Annotated in this window: 20 protein-coding genes and 2 tRNA genes; 11 read left to right on the plus strand and 11 right to left on the minus strand. The window is 70.6% G+C overall.

Going from position 1 to position 25,383, the window contains the following annotated elements; all coding sequences use genetic code 11:
• Positions 1–19: 19 nt before the first annotated feature.
• The 4 genes from QL987_RS13780 to QL987_RS13795 all read right to left on the minus strand — a co-directional run bounded on the left by QL987_RS13780 (position 20) and on the right by QL987_RS13795 (position 4,042).
• Complete coding sequence (locus QL987_RS13780; protein WP_221850674.1) at positions 20–991, minus strand: ABC transporter permease; 972 nt, start codon at positions 989–991, stop codon at positions 20–22.
• A 97-nt stretch (positions 992–1,088) separates the two neighbouring features.
• Positions 1,089–2,606 carry a sugar ABC transporter ATP-binding protein gene (locus QL987_RS13785; protein ID WP_253462108.1) on the minus strand — a complete coding sequence of 506 codons (1,518 nt, stop codon included), beginning with the start codon at positions 2,604–2,606 and terminating at the stop codon, positions 1,089–1,091.
• Position 2,607: 1 nt separating this feature from the next.
• A complete protein-coding gene (locus QL987_RS13790; RefSeq protein WP_290158150.1) occupies positions 2,608–3,666 on the minus strand; it encodes a LacI family DNA-binding transcriptional regulator in 1,059 nt (352 codons plus the stop codon).
• 302 nt (positions 3,667–3,968) lie between these two features.
• Positions 3,969–4,042 (minus strand) — tRNA-Gly (locus QL987_RS13795).
• A gap of 53 nt (positions 4,043–4,095) precedes the next feature.
• On the opposite strand from QL987_RS13795, the gene QL987_RS13800 reads away from it, so the two are divergent.
• The 5 genes from QL987_RS13800 to QL987_RS13820 all read left to right on the plus strand — a co-directional run bounded on the left by QL987_RS13800 (position 4,096) and on the right by QL987_RS13820 (position 7,439).
• Positions 4,096–4,359 carry a hypothetical protein gene (locus QL987_RS13800; protein ID WP_290158151.1) on the plus strand — a complete coding sequence of 88 codons (264 nt, stop codon included), beginning with the start codon at positions 4,096–4,098 and terminating at the stop codon, positions 4,357–4,359.
• A 127-nt stretch (positions 4,360–4,486) separates the two neighbouring features.
• Positions 4,487–4,563, plus strand: a tRNA-Pro gene (locus QL987_RS13805).
• 36 nt (positions 4,564–4,599) lie between these two features.
• Positions 4,600–5,943 (plus strand): trigger factor, encoded by a 1,344-nt coding sequence (tig, locus tag QL987_RS13810; RefSeq protein ID WP_356841718.1) that lies wholly within the window; start codon positions 4,600–4,602, stop codon positions 5,941–5,943.
• A 180-nt stretch (positions 5,944–6,123) separates the two neighbouring features.
• Complete coding sequence (locus QL987_RS13815) at positions 6,124–6,753, plus strand: ATP-dependent Clp protease proteolytic subunit (protein WP_111075986.1); 630 nt, start codon at positions 6,124–6,126, stop codon at positions 6,751–6,753.
• A 26-nt stretch (positions 6,754–6,779) separates the two neighbouring features.
• Positions 6,780–7,439, plus strand: coding sequence for an ATP-dependent Clp protease proteolytic subunit (locus QL987_RS13820; protein ID WP_111075987.1), 660 nt, complete (start codon positions 6,780–6,782; stop codon positions 7,437–7,439).
• Positions 7,440–7,675: 236 nt separating this feature from the next.
• Here the strand turns inward: QL987_RS13820 and QL987_RS13825 are convergent, their stop codons facing one another.
• A complete protein-coding gene (locus tag QL987_RS13825) occupies positions 7,676–8,317 on the minus strand; it encodes a copper resistance protein CopC (RefSeq protein ID WP_290158153.1) in 642 nt (213 codons plus the stop codon).
• A gap of 32 nt (positions 8,318–8,349) precedes the next feature.
• Positions 8,350–9,102 carry a YcnI family protein gene (locus QL987_RS13830; RefSeq protein ID WP_290158155.1) on the minus strand — a complete coding sequence of 251 codons (753 nt, stop codon included), beginning with the start codon at positions 9,100–9,102 and terminating at the stop codon, positions 8,350–8,352.
• A 185-nt stretch (positions 9,103–9,287) separates the two neighbouring features.
• On the opposite strand from QL987_RS13830, the gene clpX reads away from it, so the two are divergent.
• Positions 9,288–10,568 (plus strand): ATP-dependent Clp protease ATP-binding subunit ClpX, encoded by a 1,281-nt coding sequence (clpX, locus tag QL987_RS13835; RefSeq protein ID WP_110903996.1) that lies wholly within the window; start codon positions 9,288–9,290, stop codon positions 10,566–10,568.
• Between the two features lie 164 nt (positions 10,569–10,732).
• Here the strand turns inward: clpX and QL987_RS13840 are convergent, their stop codons facing one another.
• Both QL987_RS13840 and QL987_RS13845 read right to left on the minus strand, forming a co-directional pair.
• On the minus strand, positions 10,733–12,661 hold the full coding sequence (locus tag QL987_RS13840; protein ID WP_290158156.1) for a M3 family metallopeptidase: 1,929 nt from the start codon (positions 12,659–12,661) through the stop codon (positions 10,733–10,735).
• A gap of 154 nt (positions 12,662–12,815) precedes the next feature.
• Positions 12,816–13,397: a helix-turn-helix domain-containing protein gene (locus QL987_RS13845; RefSeq protein ID WP_290158158.1), complete on the minus strand. Its 582-nt coding sequence runs from the start codon at positions 13,395–13,397 to the stop codon at positions 12,816–12,818.
• A 133-nt stretch (positions 13,398–13,530) separates the two neighbouring features.
• On the opposite strand from QL987_RS13845, the gene QL987_RS13850 reads away from it, so the two are divergent.
• Positions 13,531–14,370: an alpha/beta hydrolase gene (locus QL987_RS13850; protein ID WP_290158160.1), complete on the plus strand. Its 840-nt coding sequence runs from the start codon at positions 13,531–13,533 to the stop codon at positions 14,368–14,370.
• A 173-nt stretch (positions 14,371–14,543) separates the two neighbouring features.
• Here QL987_RS13850 and QL987_RS13855 read toward each other — a convergent pair whose 3' ends face one another.
• Positions 14,544–15,572, minus strand: a complete 1,029-nt coding sequence (locus tag QL987_RS13855) for a fibronectin type III domain-containing protein (protein ID WP_290158161.1) — start codon at positions 15,570–15,572, stop codon at positions 14,544–14,546.
• A gap of 147 nt (positions 15,573–15,719) precedes the next feature.
• On the opposite strand from QL987_RS13855, the gene QL987_RS13860 reads away from it, so the two are divergent.
• The 3 genes from QL987_RS13860 to QL987_RS13870 all read left to right on the plus strand — a co-directional run bounded on the left by QL987_RS13860 (position 15,720) and on the right by QL987_RS13870 (position 20,430).
• Positions 15,720–16,976: a histidine kinase gene (locus tag QL987_RS13860; RefSeq protein WP_290158162.1), complete on the plus strand. Its 1,257-nt coding sequence runs from the start codon at positions 15,720–15,722 to the stop codon at positions 16,974–16,976.
• Positions 16,973–17,620, plus strand: coding sequence for a response regulator transcription factor (locus QL987_RS13865; protein WP_111075994.1), 648 nt, complete (start codon positions 16,973–16,975; stop codon positions 17,618–17,620). The genes QL987_RS13860 and QL987_RS13865 overlap by 4 nt, the downstream gene beginning before the upstream one ends.
• Before the next feature lie 89 nt (positions 17,621–17,709).
• Positions 17,710–20,430 carry a M60 family metallopeptidase gene (locus QL987_RS13870; protein WP_290158164.1) on the plus strand — a complete coding sequence of 907 codons (2,721 nt, stop codon included), beginning with the start codon at positions 17,710–17,712 and terminating at the stop codon, positions 20,428–20,430.
• A 78-nt stretch (positions 20,431–20,508) separates the two neighbouring features.
• On the opposite strand, the gene QL987_RS13875 is transcribed toward QL987_RS13870, so the two are convergent.
• Positions 20,509–20,760: a hypothetical protein gene (locus tag QL987_RS13875; protein ID WP_290158165.1), complete on the minus strand. Its 252-nt coding sequence runs from the start codon at positions 20,758–20,760 to the stop codon at positions 20,509–20,511.
• 115 nt (positions 20,761–20,875) lie between these two features.
• Complete coding sequence (gene valS, locus QL987_RS13880) at positions 20,876–23,473, minus strand: valine--tRNA ligase (RefSeq protein ID WP_290158167.1); 2,598 nt, start codon at positions 23,471–23,473, stop codon at positions 20,876–20,878.
• A gap of 240 nt (positions 23,474–23,713) precedes the next feature.
• Between valS and proP the strand changes: the two genes are divergently transcribed.
• A complete protein-coding gene (gene proP, locus QL987_RS13885) occupies positions 23,714–25,300 on the plus strand; it encodes a glycine betaine/L-proline transporter ProP (RefSeq protein WP_290158169.1) in 1,587 nt (528 codons plus the stop codon).
• Positions 25,301–25,383: the final 83 nt, after the last annotated feature.

Below are 25,383 nucleotides of genomic sequence, written 5' to 3' on the forward strand. Positions count from 1 at the left end.
AAGCTGTGGGGGACGCGCGTCAGCTGCTGCGCGTCTTGCGGCGGAGCACGTCGAAGCCGACGGCGACGGCGATCACCAGGCCGATGACGACCTGCTGCCAGAACGAGCTGACGTTGAGCAGATTCAGTCCGTTGCGGATCACGACGAGGACGAGCGCACCGATGAAGGTGCCCGAGATCCGGCCGACACCACCGGCGAGTGAGGCGCCTCCGATGACGACCGACGCGATCGCGTCGAGCTCGTAGCCGCTGGCGGCCTGCGGCTGCGCCGAGTCGAGGCGACCCGCCAGCAGCAGACCGGCGAGTGCGGCGAACAGCCCGGACAGGCCGAAGACGACCACGACGATGCGCTTGACCGGGAGGCCCGACAACCGTGCCGCCTCCGCGTTGCCGCCGACGGCGTACATGCTCCGACCGATCACGGTGCGGTTGAGGATGAACGACGCGATCAGGGCGGCGACCACGAGGACGATGATCGGCACCGGCACGGGGCCGATGTCCCCGCCGAGGAAGGACACCTGGGGCGAGGTCGGCACCGGCTTGCCGTCGGAGAGCACGAGCGTCAGACCACGAGCGACGCTGAGCATCGCGAGGGTCGCGATGAACGACGGCAGCTTGCCGTAGGCGCTCGCCAGACCGTTCACGACGCCGGTGACGAGCCCCGCGACGAGACCGCCGACCAGGGCGAGCCAGCCGGGCAGCCCCGCGGTCGCGAAGAACCACGCCGAGACCATCGCCGACAGCGCGGCGACGGAGCCGACGGACAGGTCGATGCCACCCGCGACGATGACGAACGTGACACCGAACGCGAGCACGGCCACGGTCGACACCTGGATGCCGATGTTGAGGATGTTGCGGCCGGTCAGGAAGTCCGGCGTCGCGATGAAGAGGGCGATGCAGAGCACGACGAGGCCGACGAGGGCGCCGTTGTTCGCCAGGAACTTCGTGAACGAGGAGGACCGGTTCGGGGCCTTCACAGTGGTCGATGACATGCGGCTTGTGCTTTCTGGTGGGTACTGCGCTGTACGCGGGGAGGGCGCGCGGCCGCGTCGGGCCGTGCGGGGAGGGGTCGCTCGGGCGACCGGCGGCTCAGGCGGCGTCGGCCTCGGTGTCCGGGACGTCGCGGGCCGCCAGGGTCATCACGGCGTCCTCGGTGGCGTCGGCGCCGTCGAGTTCGCCGGCGATCCGGCCGTCCCGCATCACGAGGATCCGGTCGCTCATGCCGAGCACCTCGGGCAGCTCGCTCGACACCATCACGACGGCGCCTCCGGCCGCGGTGATGGCGTTGACGAGTTCGTAGATCTCGACCTTCGCTCCGACGTCGACGCCGCGGGTGGGTTCGTCGAGCAGGAGCACGCTCGAGCCGGCCAGGATCCACCGCCCGAAGACGGCCTTCTGCTGGTTGCCGCCGGAGAGCGATCCGATCGGCTGCTCGATGTCGTGCATCCGGATCCGGAGTCGGGCCGCGACCTGTTCGGCACGCTGCTTCTGTCCGGCGAAGTCGACGAGTCCGCCCCGGGCGCTGGACGCGAGCGTGGCGTAACCGAGGTTGTCGTTCACCGACGCACCGAGCACCAGGCCCTGGCCCTTGCGGTCCTCCGGCACGTGCCCGATGCCGGCGCGGATCGCCCCGGCGACGCTGCCCTTGCCGAGCTTGCGGCCGCGCACGGTGACGGTGCCGCTGTCGTAGGGGTCCGCCCCGGCGATCGCACGGACCAGCTCGGTCCGACCGGCGCCGACGAGTCCGGAGATGCCGACGATCTCACCCGCGTGCACGTCGAAGGAGACGTCCTGGAACCGACCGGCCGCCGTGAGGTGCTCGACGCGCAGGACCGGGTCGGCGCGGTCCACGACGGCACTGCCGGTCGGGTACTGCTCCTCGATGCTCCGGCCGACCATCAGACGGACGAGCTCGTCCTCCGGGGTCGACGCCGGGACCTCGGCGACGAAGTGTCCGTCGCGGAGCACGGCGACCGTGTCGCCGATCTCGGCGATCTCGTCGAGGTGGTGGCTGATGAACAGCATCCCCACGCCCCGGGCGCGGAGGTCGGCGACGACCCGGAAGAGCGCCTCGGTCTCGTGGCGGGTGAGTGCTGCCGTGGGCTCGTCCAGGATCAGGATCCGCGCCTCCACACTGAGCGCCTTCGCGATCTCGACCAGCTGCTGTCGGGCGATGCCGAGCTCGCCGACGGGCGTGTCGACGTCGACGTCGAGCCCGATCACGGCGAGCGCGGCCTCGGCCTGACGACGCAGCGTCTTCCGGTCGACCAGCCCGAAGCGGGTCGGGATCCGGCCCATCATCACGTTCTCGGCGACGCTGAGCGAGCCGACCAGGTTGAGTTCCTGGTGGATCGTCGCGATGCCGAGCCGCTCCGCGGCCGTGACGGTCGGGAGGCTCACCTCGGCTCCGTCGACGAGGATCCGTCCGCCGTCGGGCTGGTGGATCCCCGACATCATCTTGATGAGCGTCGACTTGCCGGCACCGTTCTCGCCCAGGAGGACCTGGACCTTGCCGGCGTGGACGTCGACCGTGACGTCGGTGATGACCTGGACCGGACCGAACGACTTGCTGACGCGGTCGAGGGTCAGGAGCGGTGTCTGGGCCATGTCAGTTCTCCGGGTGCTGCTCTGCGGCTGGGCGCGACGATGCGGCCGGCCGGACGGGACGGATGGGGGTGGCCGAGGAAGCGCGGACGATCAGTTCGCTCGGCAGACGGACGGACTCGGGACGGCCACCGTCGATGACGTCGCGGAGGAGGTCCACGGCGACGCGGCCCATGTCCTCCACGCTGTGGGCGACGACGGAGAGCGCGGGCTCCAGCAGCGAGAACCACTCGATGTCGTCGAAGGCGACCAGGGCGATGTCCCGCCCCAGTCGGAGCCCGAGGCGGTTCAGGATCGCGATCGCCCCGACCGCCATCAGGCTGTCCGCGGCGAAGATCGCGGTCGGCGGGTCGGCGAGCTGCAGCAGGGTGGTCACTCCGGCCGAGCCCGACGCGGCCTGGAAGTCGCCGAAGACGATGAGGTCGGGGTCCTCGCTCAGCCCGGCTGCGGCGACGGCGTCCTGGTAGGCGGTGAAGCGCTCCCGGCCGGTCGAGACACTCTGCGGGCCGGCGATGTACCCGATGCGGGTGTGGCCGAGGGCGGCGAGGTGCTCGACGGTCTGGCGGATGCCGGTGCTGCTGTCCGTCGTCACGCTCGGCACGTCGAGGCCGGGGATCACGCGGTCCACGAAGACGGTCGGGACCTGACGGTCGACGAGCTGTTGCACGGTGCCGGTGTCGTTGCCCTGGGGCGCGACGATGACGCCGTCCACCCGACGGGCGATGAGCGTGTCGAGGTACCGGTTCTGCTGGTCGGCGCGCTCGTTCGCGTTGCCGAGGAGCGTGACGTAGCCCTCGGCCAGTGCCGCCTGCTCGATCGTGTGGGCGAGGTCGGCGAAGAACGGGTTGCGGACGTCGGAGACCAGCAGGCCGACGGTGTCCGACCGCGTCGAGCGCAGTGCCCGGGCCTGCAGGTTCGGCCGGAAGTCGAGGTCCTTCGCGGCCTGCTCGACCGCTCGGCGGGACTCTTCGCTGGTGGCGGCGTTGCCGGAGAGCACGCGGGACGCCGTCGCTGCGGAGACGCCGGCGCGGGCGGCGACGTCCTTGATGGTGACGGTGTTCATCGGTGAGCACTCCGTTGGGCGAGTCATGGAATCGATTCCATGGAATCGATTCCATGACCATAGGGACCGCGCCCGGCTGATGTCAAGCGCCGCCGGTGACGGCTGTGCGCGTGTGCTCGCGGCGGGACTGTCGCCATCGTGGAGGCGTCCGGCGGGCGAGACGACGGCGCGCCCGAGCAACGCCGGTCAGACGGCGGGCCACGGTGGCGCCAGCCGACGTTGGAACGGGGAAGTGGCGGGGATGGCGGGGATCGCGGATCGGCATAGCGCCAGCGCGGATCGGCATAGTGCCAGCCCGGATTTGGAGGGGATGACGGGAATCGAACCCGCGTAGCCAGTTTGGAAGACTGGGGCTCTACCATTGAGCTACATCCCCGCGCCTGCGCACGTGTCGCAGCCCCACCACCATACCGGACGATCGACACCCCCATGATCCTGCCGCCGCCGGACGAGTCGTCGCAGCGCACGATCAAGCGCTCCCGGGTGCTGTCCTACGTGCTGGTGGCCCTGGCAGCGGTGGTGTTCTCGCTGCGCCCGGACCTGTTCGGCGACCCGCAGACCCAGCCGTGGCACGCACTGTTGCACGTGTGGCGCATCGTCGCCGGGCTGCTCCTCGGGGTGGCTGCCCTGGCGGTCCAGGTCGTCGTCGGGGTGCAGTGGCGACGGGGTCTGCGACGGGCCGCGGACGACTGACTTCCCACAACCGGGAGTCCTACCGGGGATCGTGCACCTGGAGCCCGCTAGACTCGTCGAGGTCGCTGGGCTGGACTCGTCCTGCCCGCGCGCTGAACGGCGCACGCGACGATCCTGGCCCTCGTACCGGGGCGTAGCTCAGCTTGGTAGAGCGCCCGCTTTGGGAGCGGGAGGTCGCAGGTTCAAATCCTGTCGCCCCGACCAGGTCACATCGAACGTCAACCAACAGGAGAACATCCCTTGGCCACCAGCACCGTCGACAAGGTGAGCGACACCCGCGTCAAGCTCACCGTGAACGTGACGCCGGACGATCTCAAGCCGAGCATCGACCACGCGTACAAGCACATCGCAGAGCAGATCAACATCCCCGGCTTCCGCAAGGGCAAGGTCCCGCCGGCGATCGTCGACCAGCGCGTCGGTCGTGGCGAGGTCCTGAACCACGCCGTCGGCGACGCCATCGACACCTTCTACCGCCAGGCGGTGGACGAGCAGGAACTGCGCATCCTCGGCCGTGCCGAGGCGGACGTCGCCGAGCTCCCGAACGTCAAGGACTTCTCCGGCGACCTCGTCCTCACCTTCGAGGTCGACGTCCGTCCGGAGTTCGACCTGCCCGACTACAGCTCCTTCGAGCTGACGGTCGACGCGGTCGAGGTCTCCGACGACGAGATCGACGAAGAGCTGCAGAACCTCCGCACGCGCTTCGGCACCCTCGTCACCGTGGACCGTCCGGCCACCTCGGGCGACTTCGCCCAGCTCGACCTGACCGCCACCATCGGTGACGACGAGGTCGACTCGGCCACCGGCGTCTCCTACGAGATCGGTTCGGGCGACCTGCTCGAGGGCATCGACGAGGCGCTCGAGTCCCTCACCGCCGGCGAGTCCACCACCTTCGAGTCGAAGCTCGTCGGTGGCGACCGCGAGGGCGAGACCGCCCAGATCGCCGTGACCGTCACCGCCGTCAAGGAGCGCGAGCTCCCCGAGGCCGACGACGAGTTCGCCCAGATCGCGAGCCAGTTCGACACGCTCGACGAGCTCAAGGCGGACCTCAAGGAGCAGATCGCCAAGTCGAAGACCTTCGGCCAGGGCGCTGCCGCTCGCGACAAGCTCGTCGAGCAGCTCCTCGAGTCGGTGGAGATCCCGATCTCCGAGAAGCTCATCGAGGACGAGGTCCACCGTCACCTCGAGCAGGAGAACCGTCTGGAGGACGACGAGCACCGCAAGGAGGTCGCCGAGTCCAGCGAGAAGGCCTTCCGCTCGCAGATCCTCCTCGACTCCATCGCCGAGAAGGAGCAGATCCAGGTCTCGCAGGAAGAGCTCACGCAGTACCTGATCCAGGCCGCTGCGCAGTACGGCATGGAGCCGGCCGAGTTCATCAAGGTCATCGACCAGAACGGCCAGATCCCCGGCATGGTCGGCGAGGTGGCTCGCTCGAAGGCCGTCGCCACGGTCCTGTCGAAGGTCACCGTGAAGGACACCGACGGCAAGCCGGTCGACCTCTCCGCGTTCACCGCGGGTGTCGCCGAGGACGCCGACGACGAGTCGACCGACGCGGACGACGAGTCGGCCGAGGCCGACGCGAAGTAGTCGCGACCATCCGCACGAACGGGAGGCACGGTGCCAGCTGGCACCGTGCCTCCCGTTCGTTCACCCGCACGTCTCGACCGCGTTCCCTGACCTGCTGACCGCCGACAGCGAACACACGCGACCACGTGCGTTGCAACCGATAAGTTCGACAACAAGCGACAACTGAACGGGAGCTTTTCCATGGCCGAAGCAACACTGAACCCCAGTGTTTTTGACCGCCTTCTGAGAGACCGGATCGTGTGGCTCGGCTCCGAGGTCCGCGACGACAACTCGAACGAGATCGCAGCCAAGCTGCTGCTGCTCGCCGCCGAGGACCCTGAGAAGGACATCTACCTCTACATCAACTCGCCCGGTGGCTCGATCACCGCCGGCATGGCGATCTACGACACGATGCAGTTCGTGCCGAACGACATCGTCACGGTGGGCATCGGCCTCGCCGCCTCGATGGGGCAGTTCCTGCTCTCGTCCGGCACGCCCGGCAAGCGCTACATCACGCCGAACGCGCGCGTGCTCCTGCACCAGCCGTCCGGTGGGTTCGGTGGCACCGCTGCCGACATCCAGACGCAGGCGAAGGTCATCCTCGACATGAAGCAGCGCATGGCGGAGCTGACTGCCGAGCAGACCGGCAAGTCCATCGAGCAGGTCCTCAAGGACAACGACCGCGACAACTGGTTCTCGGCACAGGAAGCCCTGGAGTACGGCTTCGTCGACCACCTCCGCGCCTCGTCCGCCGAGGTGGTCGGTGGTGGCGGAACCGTCAACGACGGCGAGACGCAGACCCCTGCGGCCGAGCCCGACGCCCAGTCCTGATCACCACCGAAGAAAAGGAAACGAGAATGCATCTCCCCATGCTCGGTGGCGCGCAGAACGTCCCGGCCCCCTCTGATCGGTACATCCTCCCGAGCTTCGAAGAGCGCACGGCCTACGGCTACAAGCGTCAGGACCCGTACGCGAAGCTCTTCGAGGACCGCATCGTGTTCCTCGGCGTGCAGGTCGACGACGCGTCCGCGGACGACGTCATGGCCCAGCTGCTCGTGCTCGAGTCGATGGACCCCGACCGCGACATCGTGATGTACATCAACTCGCCCGGTGGCTCGTTCACCGCGATGACGGCGATCTACGACACGATGCAGTACATCCGTCCGCAGATCCAGACGGTCTGCCTCGGTCAGGCGGCCTCGGCCGCGTCGGTGCTCCTGGCCGGCGGCACGCCGGGCAAGCGCCTGGCGCTCCCGAACGCCCGTGTGCTCATCCACCAGCCTGCTGTCCAGCAGGGTGGCGGACAGGCGTCCGACATCGAGATCCAGGCGGCGGAGATCCTCCGCATGCGCACCTGGCTCGAGGAGACGCTGTCGAAGCACTCGAACAAGACGCCGGCCGAGATCAACCACGACATCGAGCGCGACAAGATCATGTCCGCGCAGGAAGCCGTGGAGTACGGCCTGATCGACCAGGTCCTCACCAGCCGCAAGAACCTCCCCGCACTCGTCAAGTAGCGCTCGGTACGACGACGGCCCCGCACCTCTTCGGTGCGGGGCCGTCGTCGTGCCCGGGGTCGGGGGTCGTCATCGGGGAGCGGACCCGCCACGCCCGCACGCGTCTCGCCGAGTGGTCACGAACGGTCGCTCTGGCGAGGCCAGTCCGACGATTCGTGACCGCTCGGCGGAGGTGAGCGGGGTGTCCCGACCGGTCGGGACGACGCCGGTCGGGACGACGCCGGTCGGCGTGCCGGTCAGTCCTCGTCGGCGTCGTCAGCGGCGGGCGCCGGACGACGACGGACGAGCAGCAGGACCGCGACGACGGCGGCCACGACCACGAGCCCACCGGCACCGATCCACAGTGCGTCAGACGTCGTCGACGCCGAGGTGCCGGACTCAGTGCCCGTCGTGCTCGCCGCGGCGGTCGAACCGTTGCCCGCGGTGGCACAGGTCGGCGGCTTGGTGGTGCCGGTGGCGGGGACGAATCCCGCCGGGGCCTTCCACGTGAAGTCGTACGAGTCCGAGACGGTGTGCCCGTCGGCCGAGATGATCTGCCACTCTGCCTGGTACTTGCCCGACTTCCCGAGCGCGGCCGCGGTGGACATCGTCGGGCCCTCGACGTCGACGCAGCCGTTCTCGAAGTACCGGCCGTCCGGACCCACGATGCGGAACGCGAACCCGGAGTCGGTGTCGCCGATGTCGAGCAGGCGGTCGTTCGTGGTGATCGCGAACGTCTTCGGCAGTTCGGTCAGCGTGCTGTTCGACGCCGGGGTGGCGGCGATGACGTAGTTGTGCGCGCTGGCCGGGGCCGCGAGGCCGAGCACCGCACCACCCACGAGCGTGAGGGCGGCGAGCGTGCCGGCACCGAGCCTCCCGGCCCGGACCCGGCGGCGCACCGCCGGACGCGTGCCCGGCCGCTCGCCCGACGTCACTTGCTGCTGCCGCGTCGGCGCGTGGCGGCGACCGAGACGACCAGCGCGACGGCGCCCAGGAGCAGACCGCCGAGGCCGAGGAAGCGGCCGACCAGGTCCGGGTCCGCCGGGACCGAGGTGGACGAGCTGGAGGCCGTGGTCGCGGTGGCCTCGTCGGACTCGGTCGACGCGGTGGTGCCGTGCTCGTCGTCGCCTGCGGCGGCGGCGGTCAGCGTGATGGTCGGCGCGGGGTGCTCCGGTTCGGCCTGTCCGGCCTTGGTGGCCTGGTCCCACTCGGTGGAGCCCTTCTCGCAGGTCTGCGTGACGGGCATCGACACGGTGTCGCCGGCCTTGCCGTCGGGCAGGGAGAACGAGAGCGAGAAGGTGTCGCGCTCGTCGGCGGGCAGCGGGGTCTTCGCCGTGTAGGTGACGCTGGTGACGCGCTCCGCGGCGGCCTCGGCCTCGTCCTCGTCGGAACCGGCTGCGGAGCTCGGGGCCGTGTAGGGCTCGGTGGCCTTCGTGATGGTCCAGTTCGGGTTCACGGTCGGCGTGACCTCGATCACGGACTCGGGCACGTGGAACTGCAGCTTCGTGGTGGGGGAGCCGTCGCAGCCGTGCGGCACGGAGAACGTGACGGTGGTGTACGAGTCGACGGCGGTCGACGACGCTTCGGCCTCGACGTGGGCGCTGGCCGAGGCCGCGGTGCCGAGGACGATGGCGGCGGCGACGCCGAGGGTCACGACACCGCCGGTGGCGAGGCGCTTCTGCATGGTTCCTCCAGGAGCCGTTCTCTACAACTTGTAGAGAAACGCCCCTCACGCTACCAGGCTGACCACGCCCTGGGCGAACGCGGCCGGGGGTCCCCGACTGTGTCCCCGGTTGCGGTTAGGCTCGGTCCCACGACGACCTCGTGGACCGCACTGGCGGTACACGTCGACCAGGGAAGGCCGAGAGCATGGCACGCATCGGAGAGAGCGCCGACCTCCTGAAGTGCTCCTTCTGTGGGAAGAGCCAGAAGCAGGTACAGCAGCTGATCGCCGGACCCGGCGTCTACATCTGTGACGAGTGCGTCGAGCTCTGCAACGAGATCATCGAAGAGCGCCTCGCCGAAGCGGGCGAGGACACCGGCAGCGGCGAGTTCGACCTGCCGAAGCCGCGCGAGATCTTCGACTTCCTGCAGGAGTACGTCATCGGGCAGGACCCGGCGAAGCGCGCACTCGCGGTCGCCGTCTACAACCACTACAAGCGGATCCGGGCGCAGGGGCAGATCACCGCCGCCGAGGACCGCGACGACGTCGAGATCGCCAAGTCGAACATCCTGCTCATCGGCCCGACCGGCTGTGGCAAGACGTACCTCGCGCAGACCTTGGCCAAGCGACTCAACGTGCCGTTCGCCGTCGCGGACGCCACCGCCCTGACCGAGGCCGGGTACGTCGGCGAAGACGTCGAGAACATCCTGCTCAAGCTGATCCAGGCGGCCGACTACGACGTCAAGCGCGCCGAGACCGGCATCATCTACATCGACGAGGTCGACAAGATCGCGCGGAAGGCCGAGAACCCCTCGATCACCCGCGACGTCTCCGGCGAAGGCGTGCAGCAGGCGCTGCTCAAGATCCTCGAGGGCACGGTCGCCTCGGTCCCGCCGCAGGGCGGTCGGAAGCACCCGCACCAGGAGTTCATCCAGATCGACACGACGAACGTGCTGTTCATCGTCGCCGGGGCGTTCGCCGGGCTGGAAGAGATCGTGTCGTCGCGCGTCGGCAAGCACGGCATCGGCTTCGGTGCCCAGCTGCACAGCCCGACCGACCACCAGGACCTCTACTCCGAGGTCCTGCCGGAGGACCTGCACAAGTTCGGCCTGATCCCCGAGTTCATCGGTCGTCTGCCCGTCGTCACCACGGTGTCGAAGCTCGACCAGGCCGCGCTCATGCAGATCCTGACCGAGCCGAAGAACGCCCTGGTGCGCCAGTACCAGCGGATGTTCCAGATCGACGGCGTCGAGCTCGAGTTCGACCACGCGGCGCTCGAGGCGATCGCCGACCTGGCGGTGCTCCGCCAGACCGGTGCCCGCGGCCTCCGCGCGATCATGGAAGAGGTCCTCGGGCCGATCATGTTCGACGTCCCCTCGGACGACGACGTCGCCCGCGTGGTCGTCACCCGGGCGTCGGTGCTCGAGAACGCGGCGCCGACGATCGTGCCGCGGTCCGCACCGAAGCGCGTCGAGAAGTCCGCGTAGCCGGACGCACCGGACGCACCGGACGCACCGGGCGGGCCGGCACCGCGCCTCCCGCCCGTCCGCGGAGCTCGCGGAACACCGGTGTTCGTGCGTCACGGCGCGTCTTTCCGCGGCGCAACCGACGAACACCGGTGTTTCGCGGACTGGACCGGCCGGCCGCGCCGCTACTCGAGGCCGCGGCGACGCAGCAGCGGTCCGACCTCGGCATCGCGGCCGCGGAACTCGCGGTAGGCCTCGAGCGGGTCCTTCGCGCCACCGACGCCGAGCACCAGCTGCGCGAAGCGTCCACCGGCCTCGCGGGACAGTCCACCGTGCTCGCGGAACCACTCCACGGTGTCGGCGTCGAGCACCTCGCTCCAGATGTACCCGTAGTAGCCGGCGTCGTACCCGCCGGAGAAGGTGTGTGCGAAGTACGTCGACGAGTAGCGGGGCGGGACGGCCGGAGCGTCGATACCGGCGGCGACCAGGGCCTCCTGTTCGAACGCCTCGACGTCGGTGACCGCAGCGGCCTCGGCGGCGGTGAGTCGGTGCCAGGCCTGGTCGAGCAGCGCGGCGGCGAGGTACTCGGTCGTGCCGAACCCCTCGTTGAACCCCTCGGAGTCGCTGAGCCCCAGGACGAGCTCGGGCGGCATCGACGCACCGGTCTCGTGGTGCTTGGCGTAGTTCGCCAGGACCGACGGCCACGTGACCCACATCTCGTTGACCTGTGACGGGAACTCGACGAAGTCGCGCTCGACGTTCGTGCCGGAGAACCGCGGGTACGTCGTCCGGGCGATCAGCCCGTGCAGGGCGTGGCCGAACTCGTGGAACAGGGTCTCGACCTCGTCCTGCGTCAGCAGTGTGGGCGAGCCGGCCGCGGGCTTCGGCACGTTGAGGTTGTTCACGACGACGGGCAGTGTGCCGAGCAGGTGTGACTGCTCGACGACGGGGTTCATCCACGCGCCACCGCGCTTGCCGTCGCGCGTGTACAGGTCGAGCAGGTAGAGCCCGACCGGGGCGTCCTGCTCGTCGACGACCTCGAAGACGCGGACCTCGTCGTTGTAGCCGTGCAGGTCCGGGCGCTCGGTGAACCGCAGGCCGTAGAGGGCGCCCGCCGCGTGGAAGACGCCGTCGCGCAGGACCCGGTCGGCCTCCAGGTACGGGCGGAGTGCGCTGCTGTCCGCGGCGAACTGCGAACCGCGGAGGACCTCGGTGGCGTACGCCCAGTCCCACGACTCGACGTCGTGGCCGACGGTGCGGGAGCGTGCCTGGCGTTCGTCGCGGGCGTTCGCAACGGCTGCGGTGACCAGGGAGGACAGGAGGCCCGCCACGGCTTCCGGGGTGCCGGCCGTCTCGTCCGCGGTGACGACCGACGCGTGGTCGCGGAAGCCCAGCAGTTCGGCTCGCTCGGCGCGGAGGCGGACGATGCGCAGCAGGACGTCCCGGTTGTCGAAGGCGTTGCCACGACGGCCGCGCGAGAGCGACGCCTCCATGATCCGCTGCCGGAGGCCCCGGTCGGTGAGCGTCGCCAGCCACGGGTGTCCGGTGTAGAGCGGCAGGGTGACGAGCCAGCCGTCGAGACCACGGTCGGCGGCGGCACCAGCGGCGGCGGACTTCGCGCCGTCGTCGAGGCCGGCGAGTTCGGACTCGTCGGTGACGTGCACGGCGGCGTCGTTGGTGTCCTCGAGCAGGTTGCGCTCGAAGGTCGTCGTCAGGGTCGACAGCTCCTGGTTGATCGCGGTCAGGCGTTCCTTGCCCGCGTCGTCGAGTCCGGCGCCGGCGAGGGTCATCTCGGTCAGCGTGCGTTCGGCGAGGCGGCGGTCCTCCTCCGAGCGGCCGGCGGTCGCATCGAGGGCGTCGTGCACGGCACGGACCCGTGCGTACAGGCGCCCGTCCAGGACGATCGCGTCGCGGTGGGCGGCGAGGAGCGGGGACAGCTCGGCCTCGAGGTCGCGCAGCTCGTCGGTGGAGTCGGCCGAGGTGACGGTGGAGAAGACCATCTCGACCCGCTGGAGCAGCTGCCCGGCACGCTCGAGCGCGACCAGGGTGTTCTCGAAGGTCGGCGGTTCCGGGTCGGTGGCGATCGCCTCGACCTCCGCGCGGTGTTCGGCCATGCCCGCGTCGAAGGCCGGCCGGTAGTGCTCGGTCCATCGAACGGAGTGGCCATCGCCCCAACCTAGCGATGCGGGCGGCGGGCGGGTGACCGGACCGGCAGCGGGCGGGTGCCCGAACCGGTGCCGGGTCCGCCGGGCGCCGGGTCCGGCGGCCTCAGTGCGTCGCGGCGTCGATCAGCACGGCAGCCGCTCGGCGGGCGTGCACGGCCGCCTCGGTCGTCCCCGCGATGGCCGCGGTGGTCTGGGCCCCTTCGGCCAGCAGCGCGAGCTGTGCTGCGAGCTCCTCGGCGCGTTCGGCGTCCGGGACGGCCTGCGCCGTGATCCCGGCGACGAAGCGCTGGAACGAGTCCTTGTGCTCGCGGGCGATCTCGGCGATGGCGGGGGAGGTCGCGCCGAGCTCCCCGAACGCGTTGATGAAGCCGCAGCCGCGGAAGGTCTCGTCCCCGAACCAGGACTCGAGGAAGTCGTAGACGGCGAGCAGTTGCGCACGAGGGCCGTCGGCGGCGTCGACCGCGGCCCGGATGCCCTGCTCCCAGAAGTCGTGACGGCCGGCGAGGACGGCGGCGATGAGCTGCTCCTTGCCGGGGAACGCGGCGTAGAGCTTCTTCAGCGAGACGCCGGCGATGGAACGGATCTCGTCCATGCCGACCGCCTGGATGCCGCGCGTGTAGAAGAGCGCGTCCGCGGTCTCGACGATCCGTGCTGCCGTCTCGGGTTCGACCGTGCTCGTCGCCATGTCCATGCTCCGTCCACTCGGTGTCCACGACGACGGGGTTGCGTCGGGAACGATCGTTCTCTAGTGTAGGCGACACCACCGGAGAACGACCGTTCTCTGGACGGCCTCAGTGCACTTCACCAGGAGGAACACCATGGGATCCATCGCCGTCGGGACCGAGAACAGCGTCGACATCGCGCTCCACTACGAGGACAAGGGCCAGGGGCAGCCCGTCGTCCTGATCCATGGCTTCCCCCTGGACGGCAACTCGTGGGAGGGTCAGGTGCCCCCGCTCCTCGACGCCGGCTACCGCGTCATCACCTACGACCGCCGCGGTTTCGGTCAGTCGTCGCAGCCCTCGACCGGCTACGACTACGACACCTTCGCCGACGACCTGCACACCGTCCTGACGACCCTCGACCTGCAGGACGTGATCCTGGTCGGCTTCTCGATGGGCACCGGCGAGATCGCCCGCTACATCGGTCGCCACGGTCAGGACCGGATCGCCAAGGTCGCGTTCCTGGCCTCGCTCGAGCCGTACCTGGCCGTCACCGACGACAACCCCGACGGTGCCGCCCCGATGTCCTTCTTCGAGGGTGTCTCCGCCGACGTCGCGAAGGACCGCTACGCGTACTTCACGTCCTTCTACGAGGGCTTCTTCAACCTCGACGAGAACCTCGGCAGCCGGATCTCCGAGGAGCAGGTGCGGAACGCCTGGAACGTCGCTGCCGGCTCCGGTGCGATCGCGTCCGTTGCCGCTCCGCTGACCTGGCCGACGGACTTCCGTCAGGACATCCCGAAGGTCACCGTGCCCGCGCTCATCGTGCACGGCACCGCGGACAACGTCCTGCCCATCGAGGCCACCGGGCGTCGCTTCACGAAGGCCCTGCCCACCGCCCGCTACGTCGAGATCGAGGGCGCCCCTCACGGCCTCCTCACCACACACACCGCCGAGGTCAACGCGGTGCTGCTCTCCTGGCTCGCCGAGTCCTGATCCCTCGGCGATCCCGGTCAGGCGTCCGCGCCTGACCGGCTCCGGAACCGGCCTGGTGCCGCGGTGATCCCGCGGCGCCAGGCCGGCTCCGCTCGTGGGTGTCCGGACGGGAGGTCCGGGTCGGCCCCGTCAGGTGTGCCGGGTCGCGCGGTCAGCGCGCCCGGCTCGCGCTGTCAGCGCGCGGTGGTGAACGCGACCCGGTCGGAGGTCGTCTCGTGACCCGACCGGTCGTACGCCAGGACCGCGACCTCGTAGTCGGTACCTGCGGTGAGGCGGTCGACGATCACCGACGCCTGGCGCGGGTTCGCGATCACGTGTGCGCGGATGAGTTCGCCGTCCTGGAATAGCAGGACCTGGTGGCCGAGCAGCTCGGGCGTGACCGGCGAGTTCCAGTTGACGATGACGCGGTCGGACTGCTCGGTGTTCACGTGGAAGTCCGCCGGGGTGGCGGGCCCGGCGACCGACGGGTCGGCGGCCGTGGTGAACGAGACGGCTTCGGCGGCGCTGACGTTGTCGTCCGAGTCCCGAGCGGTGACGACGACCTCGTAGTCGCGGTCCGGGTCGAGGCGGTCGACGACCTGGCTCGTGCGGTGGGCGCCGGGTACGGGGTACTCGCGGATCACGTCGCCGTCGCGCAGGAGCGTCACGGTGTACAGGATGCCGGGGCCGTCGTCGGTGCTCGGGGTCCAGTTGACGGTCACCCGGTCGTGTGCGACGTCGGTGACGTGGACGTCGCCCGGCATGGTCGGTGCCTGACCCTGGTCCTCGGCCGCCGAGCAGCCGCCGACCGCGGCGCCACCGAGGTCGCAGCCCTGGACGGTGAGGGCGCTCGACCCGTCACCGGCGATGCCGAACGAGACGTACTCGCTCATGCCCGCTGCCAGTGCGCCGTTCTTCGGCGTGAGCGTCACGCGGTCGCCGTCGACCTGTGCGTCCACGTTCCAGTCGGAGTGGTTCTCGAACGACCCGTTCGGCACCGAGAACGTCAGCTCCCAGTCCGACGCACCCGCGGTCGGGTTCGTGATGACGAACTGACCGCTGCTGTAGTGCTGGCTGCCGTCCCACATCTGGAGCTGGCCTGCGGTGCCGGTCGCGGCCTCCTGGGTCGGTGCGGCCGAGGCGACGGACGGGACGAGCAGCGTGCACCCGATCATCGCGGCGGTCATCGCGGCGGTGGCGAGGGTGGAGGAGCGGAGGGACATCAGGATGCCTTTCGGAGGGGAACGTCCGCCGGAGCGGATGGTGTCCGCCGGTGCGGACGTCGACCATGGTGCAGCGTGCCCGGGCCGGCGGGGCGTCTCCGGAAGTCGACAGGAAACCATCGCTGCTGCTTAGTCTACACTCGATACGTGATATCCAACATGTCGACTGATTCGACGATCGATCGTCCGCTCCGCCCGCTCGAACGACTCGTCGAGACGCCGTCGGACCGCCTCCGTCGGATCGCGCGCATCGGCGCCGTCGTCCTGCCGGTGGCCGTCACCGGCTACAGCGTCTGGTACGACGCCCTCGCGGCCCGGGCTGCGCCGGACCTCCTGCAGGTGCTCGTGTTCGTCATCGGCGGGCTGTCGCTGTACGCCGTGCACCGCTGGCCGCTGCTGCCGACGGCAGTGGCCCCGATCGTCTGGGCGATGACGGGCTCGTGCTCGTTCGTCGTCGTCATGAGCGCCGTGGTCGCCGCGCGCCGGGGACGCGGCTGGTGGGTCGTCCTCGGCGTCTTCACCGTCCTGCACCCCCTCGGGCTGGTGCCGGACCCGTGCATGTTCCGGGCCGGCCACGTCGCGGTCCCCGCCGAGTCCGCGCCCCTCGTCGCCGTCGTGCTCCCCGCCCTGGTGGGTGGCGCCGTCGGTGAGGCGCGTCGGGTGGTCGGCGCCCGGGAGGAACGGCTCCGGCTGCAGGCCGCCGCCGCAGCCGCGCGGGCGGCCGACGTCGTTGCGCAGGAGCGGCTCCGCCTCAGCCGCGACCTGCACGACGTCGTGGGACAGGGGGTGAGCCGGATGACGCTCCACGCCACGGCGCTCGCTGCCCAGAGCGATGACGAAGCGACCCGTCGTCTCGCCACCCGCATCGCCGACAGCGGCGCCGGTCTGCTCGAGGACCTGCACTTCGTCGTCGGTCTGCTCCGGAGCACCGAGGCGCAGTCAGGCACCCGCCAGCCCGCGGCGCCTGATGCCGCCACCCTCGCGACACCGTCCTGGCAGGAGTCCTTCGACGCGGCGCTCGAGGACGGTCAGGACGTCGTCCGCCGGGGACCCGCCGCCGGACCGCTCGCCCGGACCGCGGGGCTCGACACCCGGTGCGCCGCGGTCCTCGACGCGGTCGCCGCCGAGGCCCTGCACAACGCACGGAAGCACGCTCCGGGCAGCGTGGTCGAGGTCACCGCAGCCCTGCTGCCGGACCGCCTGGAGGTGACCTTCCGGAACGCCTTCCCGTCGCGCTCCGATGCGGCCGGCGTCGCAGCGCGCGGCGGGCTCCCCGACGCCCGCCGGACCGGGGGCCACGGGCTGGCGGTCGCCGCCGAACGCGCGGCCGAGGTCGGCGGTCTCCTCCGACACACCCGGACGCCGGACGGCCGCTTCCGTCTCGACCTCGAGCTGCCCCGATGACCCGCGTGCTGCTGGTGGACGACGACGACGACATCCGGTCGAGCCTCCGGATCGTCATCGAGTCCGAGCCCGGGCTCGTCGTGGTGGCGCAGTGCAGCGACGGCGAGCGTGCCGTGGCCACAGCCCGGCGCCTCCGGTGCGACGTGGCCGTGGTCGACCTGCGGATGCCCGGCATGGACGGGATCGAGACGACCCGGCGGTTGCGCGAGTGTCCGGCAGCTCCGGCCGTCCTCGTCCTGACCGCGTTCGACGACGGCGACGACGTGCTCCGCGCCCTCGCGGCCGGCGCCTCCGGGTTCCTGCTCAAGGGCACACGCCCGCACGAACTTCCCGCCGCGATCGTGGACGTCGCCGCCGGACGGTGTGTGCTGGCACCCGCGGTCGCCGACGCCGTCGTCCGTCGTGCCGTGGCCCGCGACCACGAGGAGCAGCCGCTGCCGTTCGACGACCTTGGGGACCTCACCGACCGGGAACGCGAGCTCGTCGTCGCCGTGGGGGAGGGGCTGACGAACGCGCAGATCGCCGGGCGGCTCGGCGTCACCGCGACGTCGGCGAAGACCTACGTCTCCCGCGTCCTCGACAAGCTCGGCCTGCAGAACCGCACGCAGCTCGCCATCGCCGCACATCGCGCCGGTCTCGTCTGAGCCCGGCCGTCACCATTCGGAGACGTGGCTCGTGCCGGGGACGCCCGGACCATGGGAGGACCGTCCCGTCACACCGAGGAGTCCTGCCGATGTCGTCCCGTCCCCACCGCCGACCCCGTCCGCGCGCGCTGCCCGCACTGGCCTGCCTGCTCGCCGGGTCCGTCCTGTTCGCCGACCCGGCCGTCGCGCTGGACCGGGCAGCGCCCACGACCGCCGGCTCCGGCTCGGGCTCGGTCTCCGCCTCGCTCGAGCTGTCGGACGCGACCGCGTGGTACGCCGGCGGACAGTTCGTCGTCCGGAACACCGGTGAGACACCGGCCGGCTGGCAACTCCGGTTCCGGGTCACCGGTGGTGCCTTCGACAGCTGGGTGAGCTGGATGGCGGACACCGAGCAGCACGGCGACGAGGTCACCATCACGGCGAAGCGCGGCCAGGAGCTCGCGCCCGGCGCCACCGCGAACCTGTCCTTCGGCATGACCGGCGACGGCTCGGTCGTCCCGGCGGTGCAGGCGTGCAGCATCGACGGCACCGACGTGGCCGGCTGCACCCCGGACGACGGCAGCGACGACGGCGACGGCAGCGGTCCGGAGGTCCCCGCCGAGGACACCGTCGCGCCGAGCACCGTGCCCGACTTCGCCGGCGACCCCGTCGACGCGCACACCGCTCGCCTCCGGTGGGCCGCGGCCACCGACGACCGCGGCGTCGACGGGTACGTCGTGACCCGTGCGGGTGCCGCCCCGACGCACCTGCCGGCGGACGCGCGGGAGGCCCGGATCGCCGACCTGCCCGACGGCACCGCCGTGCGGTTCACCATCAGCGCGGTCGACGCCGCCGGCAACACCGGTCCGGCGGCCACCACCACGGTCACGACCCCGGAGGCACCGACGCCCCCGCAGCACCTCGTCGTCGCGCCGTCCCACTCGGTGGTCCCGGTCCGTGCCCTCGGGGACGCCGAGGCCGCACGTCGTGCCGAGGGACGCTCGTACCGTCACTCGGCACACGAGCCCACCGGTCGTTCCGTCACCGCCGGCGACACCGTCACGATCACGGTCCCGGCGGGCGTCTCCGGGCTCTCCGCACGCTTCGGTCTGTACGGCGTGTACGCGGGCCTCAACGGCGGGAAGGACGTCGGCGTGCAGACGGTCCCGCTGCAGCCGGGCGTGAACCGCCTCACCGTGCCGAAGAGCGGGCCGGTCCACCTCCTCGACACCGCTGCCGAGGGCTCCCGGACCACGACCGTGCGCGTGGACGGCGGAGCCCCGATGGCGACCTTCGTCGAGGGCGAGACGACCGAGGCGCAGTTCGCCGAGCGGATGGCGTCGTCGACCGCGCCGATCGTCGAGCTCATCGGCGACGACGTCCTCGTGCAGGTGCAGAAGCCGATCGCCCAGCGTTGGCTGCTCGACCGGGGCATCCAGGTCGGCCCCCGCGTCCGGATGCTGGAGCGGTTCGTCGCGAAGACCGACGCCGTGTTCGGGCTCGACCGGGCCGCGACCGGGGCAGCACACCGGGCACCGCAGCGTGTCCTCGTCACCAACCCCGACACCGGGGGTGGCTACGCGAGCGCGTCCCACGACTGGATCCGCTTCCAGAACGACACCGGCGCGATGCGGGACCTGCTGTCGAAGGCGCCCGCCGACCAGTGGGCGTTCTGGCACGAGGTCGGGCACACGTACCAGCCCGACTGGATGAACTGGGCCGGCCTGGGCGAGGTGTCCGTCAACGTCTCCGCCCTGGCGAACCAGGAGCACCTGACCCCGGGTGTGAACCGGCTCGACGACGCGGCCACCCGGAAGAAGGCGGCCACGTTCTTCGCACTGCCCCAGGCCGAGCGGCACTTCGACCGTCAGGACATCTGGCTGCGCGTGCTGATGTTCGACCAGCTCCGCCGGGCCTTCGGGGACGACGTGTACGGCCGGATCGCCCAGCAGTTCCGCGTCGACCGGGTGCTCGGTGCGACGGTGCCGAGCACCTCGGACACCGCGGCGCGCAAGCAGCAGTTCGCCCTGGTCGCCTCCGAGGTCACCGGCCGGGACCTCACCGCCTTCTTCGACGCCTGGGGGCTGGGACTCACCGACCAGACGCGCGCCGCGATGGCCGAGCGCCCTGACCCGGCGTTCGACCTCACCATCAACCACGACCGCCGGACCGACCGTCTGGACCACGTCGTCCGGTACGCCGTCCCGACGGGCGCGGTGCAGGTGACGGGGACCGCGACCTACGGGCAGCGGACCGCAGGCGGAGCACTCGAACTCACGACCACCCCCGGCCCCGACGTCACGGTCGGACGGACCCGGCTGCAGACCCTGGCCGTCGGGACCGGCGCCGGGTCGGCCCAGGTCGAGTTCCTCGCCGCGGACCGTACCCCCGACGTCGTCCGCGTCCCGGTCGACGTCCGACGCGGCACCATGGTGCAGTACCGCGGTCTCGGTGACACCGTGATCGCCGAGCTCGTCCTCGACCCGGCGAGCGGCACCCTCTGGCTGCAGAAGGCCGGCGGCGGCACGACCGCCCACGGGAACTTCTCGACCCGGTACGCCGGTGCCCGGGTGGTCGAGGCCGACGGCACCACCGTCACCGACGGCTGGCTCCGGGGCGTCGAGACCGCGGGTGCCTTCGCCGCGCGCTTCGGCGAGGTCGCGGTCCACGACGGGCAGTTCCTGGTGCTCGACCACCTCGAACCGGGCAACCGTCTGCTCCGCTGGAGTGCGGACACCGCGCTCGGGCGGGACACGGCCACGCGGCAGGCGTACCGGATCGCGGGCGGTGCGCTCGTCCCGGTGCCGGTCGAGTCGGTGCCGAAGCGCTGACCGCGCAGGACAGACGCCGGACGGCCGGGGTGACCATCACGTCACCCCGGCCGTCCGGCGTCTGCGGGGTCCGACGACTCAGTCCTCGGACCCCGCGTCGTCCGGGTCGGTCACCTGCGCGTGCCCGAGCGGGTCCAGGTGGATCGACGTCCCGTCGTCCAGCTCGACCATCGGCTTGCCCTCCAGGAACGTCAGCGTCCACCGCCAGGCCGATGCGTCGACGGACTGCGCCGCCAGGTCGTCCTCGACACCGCGCACGGCGACGACCATCGTCTCGGGCAGTCGCGCGGGCGGTTCCGCGCCCACGTTCCATCGCGTTCCCAACTGCATCCGTGCCTCCAGTCCGTGTCGGCGGAGCCGTGTCGCCGGCGGAGTCCGCCGCGACGACGGACGCCCCGCCCGTGTCTCCACGGTAACGGGGCGCCCGGTGTCCGGTCCGTCAGGATCAGGCCGGGGGCTGCTCCGCCAGCTCGATCTCGACGACGGCGAACTCGTCACCGTCGACGAAGGCGAGGTCCTGGATCCGGCCGACGGCCGCCAGGTCCACGGCCGCGCGCTCGACCAGCTCGCGGACGGCGGTGGGTGCCTGCACGACGGCGCGCGTCACCGGCGTCTTCTGGGACGCCTTCGCCGCGGTCTTCGCCCCGCGGATGCCGATCAGCGCCTGGCCGACGGCGGCGAGCAGCCCGGTCTCGGCCTGGTCGACCGGCAGGTCGGCACGGACCGGCCAGGAGGCCCGGTGCACGCTGGTGTCGTGGGTCCAGGCCCACACTTCCTCCGTCGCGTACGGGAGGAACGGTGCCAGCAGGCGGAGCAGGACGTCGATCGCACCGCGCAGCGCGAGGACCGCACTCGCCTGCGTCTCGTGGCCGGCGTCCGGGGCGGTGCCGTACGCACGCTCCTTGACGAGCTCGAGGTAGTCGTCGCAGAAGGTCCAGAAGAACCGTTCGGTGACCTCGAGCGCCCGGGCGTGGTCGTACGCGTCGAACGCGGCGGTGGCCTGGTCGACGACGGTGCCGAGCGCGGCGAGCATGTCGATGTCGAGCGCCTCGGTCACCTGGTGGGCGCCGGTGGGCAGCTCGAAGCCGTAGACGAACTTCGCCGCGTTGAGGACCTTGATCGCCAGACGGCGGCCGACCTTGATCTGCTTCGGGTTCTGCGGGTCGAAGGCCGCGTCGGTACCGAGCTTCGACGAGGCCGCCCAGTAGCGGACGGCGTCGGCGCCATGTGCCTCGAGGACGGACAGCGGCGTGACGACGTTGCCCTTCGACTTCGACATCTTCTTGCGGTCGGGGTCGACGATGAAGCCGGAGATCGAGGCGTTCTTCCAGGGCACCACGTCGGCCTCGAGCTGGCTGCGGAGCACGGTCGTGAACAGCCAGGTCCGGATGATGTCCTGCGCCTGCGGGCGGACGTCGTACGGGTACACCAGGTCGTAGAGGGCCGGGTCGGTCTCCCACTTGCCGGCGAGCTGCGGGGTCAGGGACGAGGTCGCCCAGGTGTCCATCACGTCGAGCTCGCCCTGGAACCCACCGGCGACACCACGCTGCGACTCGTCGTACCCGGGGGCCGGGTCGGACGACGGGTCGACGGGCAGCTGCGCCTCGGTCGGGACGATCGGCTGGTCGAACACCGGGTTGCCGTCCGCGTCGAGGGGGTACCAGACCGGGATCGGCACACCGAAGAAGCGCTGGCGCGAGATCAGCCAGTCGCCGGACAGGCCACCGACCCAGTTCTCGTAGCGGACCTTCATGAAGTCGGGGTGGAACGCGATCTGGTCGCCGCGCTCGAGCAGCGTCTGCTTGAGTTGCTCGTCACGGGCGCCGTTGACGATGTACCACTGGCGGGTGGAGACGATCTCGAGGGGCTTGTCGCCCTTCTCGAAGAACTTCACCGGGTGGTTGATGGTCTTCACGTCGCCGACCAGCTCGCCGGACTCGGTCAGGGCGTCCACGACGACCTTCTTGGCGGAGAACACGGTCTTGCCGGCCATCTCGGCGTAGAGCGCACGGCCCTCGGCGGACTCGATCCAGGCCGGCTCGTCGGACCGGATGCGGCCGTCGAAGCCGATCACCGAGCGGTTCGGCAGCTGCAGCTCGCGCCACCAGACGACGTCGGTGGTGTCACCGAACGTGCAGATCATCGCGATGCCGGCGCCCTTGTCCTTCTGCGCCAGGTGGTGGGCGAGCACCGGGACCTCGACGTCGAACAGCGGGGAGCGCACGGTCGTGCCGAAGAGGTCCTGGAAGCGCTCGTCGTCGGGGTGCGCGACGAGGGCGACACAGGCCGGCAGGAGTTCCGGGCGGGTGGTCTGGATGACGACGTCGCCGCTGCCGTCGCTCTTGTGGAAGGCCAGGCCGTGGTACGCGCCGGGCATCTCCTTGTCCTCGAGCTCGGCCTGCGCGACCGCGGTGCGGAAGGTCACGTCCCACAGCGTCGGGGCGTCGGCCTGGTAGGCCTCGCCACGCTCGAGGTTGCGGAGGAAGGCGCGCTGAGCGCTGGCGCGGGAGGTCGCGTCGATCGTGCGGTACGACTGCGTCCAGTCGACGGACAGGCCGAGCGTGCGGAAGAGCTCCTCGAACTGCTGCTCGTCCTGCACGGTCAGCTCGTCGCACAGCTCGATGAAGTTGCGGCGCGAGATCGGCAGCTGGTCGGCGGCCTTGCTCGACTTGCCGTCACCACCGGCGAACGGCGGGGTGAAGTCGGGGTCGTAGGGGAGCGACGGGTCGCAGCGGACGCCGTAGTAGTTCTGCACGCGACGCTCGGTGGGGAGACCGTTGTCGTCCCAGCCCATCGGGTAGAAGACGTGCTTGCCCCGCATGCGCTCGAACCGGGCCTTGAGGTCGGTGTGCGTGTACGAGAACACGTGCCCGATGTGCAGCGAGCCGGAGGCGGTCGGCGGCGGGGTGTCGATCGAGTAGACGGCGGACCGGTCGCCGGCGGCGTCACGGTCGAAGCGGTAGGTGCCGTCCTGCTCCCACTGCGGCCCCCAGACCTGCTCGAGTCCGTCCACCGATGGCTTGTCGGGCATGGGCTTGGTCATGGCTGCGCCTTCCGTTCACATGTGCGGCACCGAGTCCGTGATGAGGTGCCTGAGTGTCCCCGCGTGGTGCGGGTGCGATCCTCAGCGTACCGGTGGGCCGGGGCGCTACAGCCCACCTGGTAGGCTTCCGGGGTTTGTCCGGCGAGCGCGGTTCGTAGGACGCCAGTGTCGCTGTCTCGCCGGATGCCCGGCCGTCCCGCCGGGAGCCCGAAGGACGCCACAGCACACCGGAGGAACACCTTGCCAGCCAACGACACACCCCAGCAGCAGCACGGCGATCGCCCGCTGCGGACGAAGGGCGCCGTGAAGCGTGCTCGACGGAAGCTGACCGAGGACGACGTCACCGTCGTCGAGGAGTCGATGCTCAAGCGTGCCGTCGCCGCAGCGGCCCTCGGCAACGCGATGGAGTGGTTCGACTTCGGCATCTTCGCCTACCTGACGGTGACCATCTCGCAGGTGTTCCTGCCGCAGGGCGACCCGGCGTCGAACATCGTCGCGACCTTCGGGTTCTTCGCCGCCGCGTTCATCGTCCGCCCGATCGGTGGTGCGGTCTTCGGCCCGATCGGCGACAAGATCGGCCGCCAGAAGGTCCTCGCGCTGACGATGATCCTGATGGCCGCCGGCACGCTGATGATCGGCCTGATCCCGTCGTACGACACGATCGGCGTCTGGGCACCGATCCTGCTGCTCGTCGCCCGCTTCGTGCAGGGCTTCTCGACCGGTGGTGAGTACGGCGGCGCCGCGACCTTCATCGCCGAGTACTCCCCGGACAAGCGCCGCGGGTTCATGGGCTCGTGGCTCGAGTTCGGCACGCTCGCCGGGTACGTGCTCGGTGCCTCGATCGTCACCGGCCTGCAGTTCGGCCTGTCCGAGGACGCCCTGCTCAGCTGGGGCTGGCGCATCCCGTTCATGATCGCCGGTCCGCTCGGCCTGATCGGGCTCTACCTGCGGCTGAAGCTCGAGGAGACCCCGGCCTTCCAGAAGCAGCAGGAGCAGGCCGCCGAGCGCGAGTCGCAGAAGACGCCGTTCCTCAAGCTCTTCGCCGAGAACTGGCGCTCGCTGATCATCTGCATCGGGCTGGTCCTGGTCTTCAACGTGACCGACTACATGCTGCTGTCGTACATGCCGACCTACCTGGAGCAGAACCTCGGACAGAACGCGACGTTCGGGCTCATCCTGATCGTCGTCGTGATGCTGCTGATGATGGTCGTCATCACCTTCGGTGGTCGGCTGTCCGACCGCTTCGGTCGTCGTCCGGTGCTCGCCGCGGGCTGCATCGGCTTCATCGTGCTGTCCTGGCCGGCGCTCAAGCTCGTCCAGTCCGGCACCGGGGTCGGGGTGTTCTCCGGCCTGCTGATCCTCGGCGTGGTCCTGGTGACCTTCACGTCGACGATGCCGTCCACGCTGCCGGCGCTGTTCCCGACGATCATCCGCTACGGCGCCCTGGCCATCGCGTTCAACGTGTCGGTGTCGCTGTTCGGCGGGACCACCCCGCTCGCCACCGCCGGGCTCATCAAGTGGGCGCAGGACGCCGGCTACGGCTGGGCCGAGGACATCCCGGCGTTCTACCTGATGCTGGCTGCGGTGATCGGGCTCGTCGCGGTGTACTTCACGAAGGAGACCGCCGCGTCGCCGCTCATGGGCTCCGGGCCGACGGTCGGGTCCGAGGACGAGGTCGCCGGGGTCATCGACGACTACAACGACCCGACGTCGGAGCTGGCGCAGTCCGACTGGGCGAAGGAGTTCTCGACCAGCCAGATCCCGATCGTGAACGCCGACGGCCCGGTCGGCGACGGTGCCCAGGACAAGGCACCCGCCGGTTCCTGACCCGCACCACACGCCCTGGAGGCCCGACCCGCGTCACGCGGGTCGGGCCTCCGTCGCGTGGGGGGCCGGTCCGGCACCCCGTC

This window comes from Curtobacterium sp. APC 4022 (assembly GCF_030407555.1).
GTDB lineage: Bacteria > Actinomycetota > Actinomycetes > Actinomycetales > Microbacteriaceae > Curtobacterium.

Excerpts from the sequence above, each read along its gene's own strand:
- QL987_RS13780 (WP_221850674.1), bottom strand. The coding sequence starts at position 991 with ATGTCATCGACCACTGTGAAGGCCCCGAACCGGTCCTCCTCGTTCACG.
- QL987_RS13785 (WP_253462108.1), bottom strand. The coding sequence starts at position 2,606 with ATGGCCCAGACACCGCTCCTGACCCTCGACCGCGTCAGCAAGTCGTTC.
- QL987_RS13790 (WP_290158150.1), bottom strand. The coding sequence starts at position 3,666 with ATGAACACCGTCACCATCAAGGACGTCGCCGCCCGCGCCGGCGTCTCC.
- QL987_RS13800 (WP_290158151.1), top strand. The coding sequence starts at position 4,096 with ATGATCCTGCCGCCGCCGGACGAGTCGTCGCAGCGCACGATCAAGCGC.
- QL987_RS13815 (WP_111075986.1), top strand. The coding sequence starts at position 6,124 with ATGGCCGAAGCAACACTGAACCCCAGTGTTTTTGACCGCCTTCTGAGA.
- QL987_RS13820 (WP_111075987.1), top strand. The coding sequence starts at position 6,780 with ATGCATCTCCCCATGCTCGGTGGCGCGCAGAACGTCCCGGCCCCCTCT.
- QL987_RS13830 (WP_290158155.1), bottom strand. The coding sequence starts at position 9,102 with ATGCAGAAGCGCCTCGCCACCGGCGGTGTCGTGACCCTCGGCGTCGCC.
- clpX (WP_110903996.1), top strand. The coding sequence starts at position 9,288 with ATGGCACGCATCGGAGAGAGCGCCGACCTCCTGAAGTGCTCCTTCTGT.
- QL987_RS13840 (WP_290158156.1), bottom strand. The coding sequence starts at position 12,661 with ATGGCCGAACACCGCGCGGAGGTCGAGGCGATCGCCACCGACCCGGAA.
- QL987_RS13845 (WP_290158158.1), bottom strand. The coding sequence starts at position 13,397 with ATGGCGACGAGCACGGTCGAACCCGAGACGGCAGCACGGATCGTCGAG.
- QL987_RS13850 (WP_290158160.1), top strand. The coding sequence starts at position 13,531 with ATGGGATCCATCGCCGTCGGGACCGAGAACAGCGTCGACATCGCGCTC.
- QL987_RS13855 (WP_290158161.1), bottom strand. The coding sequence starts at position 15,572 with ATGTCCCTCCGCTCCTCCACCCTCGCCACCGCCGCGATGACCGCCGCG.
- QL987_RS13865 (WP_111075994.1), top strand. The coding sequence starts at position 16,973 with ATGACCCGCGTGCTGCTGGTGGACGACGACGACGACATCCGGTCGAGC.
- QL987_RS13870 (WP_290158164.1), top strand. The coding sequence starts at position 17,710 with ATGTCGTCCCGTCCCCACCGCCGACCCCGTCCGCGCGCGCTGCCCGCA.
- QL987_RS13875 (WP_290158165.1), bottom strand. The coding sequence starts at position 20,760 with ATGCAGTTGGGAACGCGATGGAACGTGGGCGCGGAACCGCCCGCGCGA.
- valS (WP_290158167.1), bottom strand. The coding sequence starts at position 23,473 with ATGACCAAGCCCATGCCCGACAAGCCATCGGTGGACGGACTCGAGCAG.